This window comes from Candidatus Enterococcus ikei, from assembly GCF_017316105.1.
GTDB lineage: Bacteria > Bacillota > Bacilli > Lactobacillales > Enterococcaceae > Enterococcus_L > Enterococcus_L ikei.
The window spans coordinates 1-1,701 of record NZ_JAFLWD010000052.1 but is presented as its reverse complement, the minus strand read 5'-3'; the positions used below and the strand labels follow the sequence as shown (position 1 = coordinate 1,701).

Below are 1,701 nucleotides of genomic sequence, written 5' to 3'. Positions count from 1 at the left end.
GCAGATGCAGAAGGGAACTTTAGCTACTCACTGCCAGAAGGAAAGTATTTTAAGTGGAATGAAAAAATCACCGTGACGAGCATGTTAAGAGGGAAAACGACTTCTGAAACACGGCAAGTCAAAGATGTCATCCCACCAGAGAAACCGACATTAAATGCAATCAAAGACCAAACAGGAACCATTTCAGGTCAGGCGGAAGCGGGAGCAACGGTCACGATGTATGATAAATCGGATGCAACTGTGTTTTTAACAGGAACAGCTGGGACGGATGGTCAATATTCATTGGTTGTACCAGAAGCTAAAAAACCGTTAGTTCCTTATAAAACGTATTATGTTACTGCAACAGATGCCGCAGGGAATGTCAGCGTTGCTTCTGATTCTCAGGTTGTCGCCGATACCACACCACCAAAAGCTGAAGCGGTAAAACAAGAGTTAACCCTAGGCGATAAGCTGCCATCCATCGATAAAATGCTTGCGAATGTTTCAGATAATGCTGGAACAGCAGATTTAACTATTAAAATGACGAAAACACCAGATGTTTCTAAAACAGGGTATAAAACGGCTGACATCACATTGACTGATAAAGCAGGAAATGCTCTCGTTGTTGTTGTACCAATCATCGTAAAAGATGCTTTGACATCAATGGATAGTAAAAACCTACTGAAAGCCGATGATTTCTCAGCCTTAGCCATTGATTTACCAGAAACAGCGGCTGAGCAAAAGGCGTTTATTTTAAAACACGGAGCAGTTGAGGCGTGGGACTTAGATAAAGGGCAGTTGATCAATGACAAACTTGTCTATAGTCAAGGAAGCCTAAAAAAAGAACCAGGAGTATATTCGATCACGGTTACGCTTGGAAGTTTGACAAGAGTATTTAAAGTAACACTCCTAGAGGGAAGTTTGTCTTTTGATAAAACGATAGACAAACTCACATTTGGAACCCAAACAATTGCATCGAAAGAACAGTTTGTGCTTTCAGAAAATAAGTTAAGCCTGTCTATAAATGACACTCGATTTAAAATGAATAAATGGCGTTTGTTAGCAAAAATGGATCATCCACTGAAAACCAAAGACGGGTTGACTTCAGCGAGTAGTTTAGTCTATCGCTCGTACGAATCAGGTAAGGTTGTGGATAAAAAACTGACCGAATTAAATACACTGATGTATGAACCAAGTAAATTAAACAACGGTGTTATTCAAGTGGACTTTACGAAAGAGACAGACAAAGAAGTGGTGTTGAATGTCCTGCCTGGGAGTGTTCAGTCAGATAAAGAATATTCCACTCAAATAATATGGACACTTGAAAATGGACCATAGTGAGAGGGAAGGGAATTTGGATGATTATGTTTGGTAAAGATAAAGAAGAAAGTAAAAAAAGCATACAAGTCAAAGTTCCTGGCTCGATCGAAAAAAGAAAGGTAACTATACAACTTCCTTAACTTGGGAGTTGATTGATAGACCTATATAAAAATTCAAAGGAGAAAAAAATATGATATCGAAAAAGAATGCAGTATTCACTACTACAGGGGTAGTAACATTTGCTAGCTTATTACTAGGAACAGCCTCTGCTTTTGCAGAAACAGAGACTGGAGGAAACGAGGTTAAACCGCCAATAACGATCCAATCTCCAGTGCACTCCGAAGCAGAAATTTCATTTGAACAAAATGAGACAGAGGTAACACCTCCTGTTGGGCCAGTTTG

1 protein-coding gene and 1 pseudogene are annotated in these 1,701 nt (G+C 39.6%); both read left to right on the top strand.

The genetic code is table 11. The features are described from left to right. A partial coding sequence (locus JZO69_RS15945; protein ID WP_207113809.1) for an Ig-like domain-containing protein occupies positions 1 to 1,317 on the top strand: 1,317 nt, incomplete at its 5' end. Positions 1,318 to 1,489: 172 nt separating this feature from the next. After that, positions 1,490 to 1,701, top strand: a pseudogene (locus JZO69_RS15935) (WxL domain-containing protein); the annotation flags it as partial.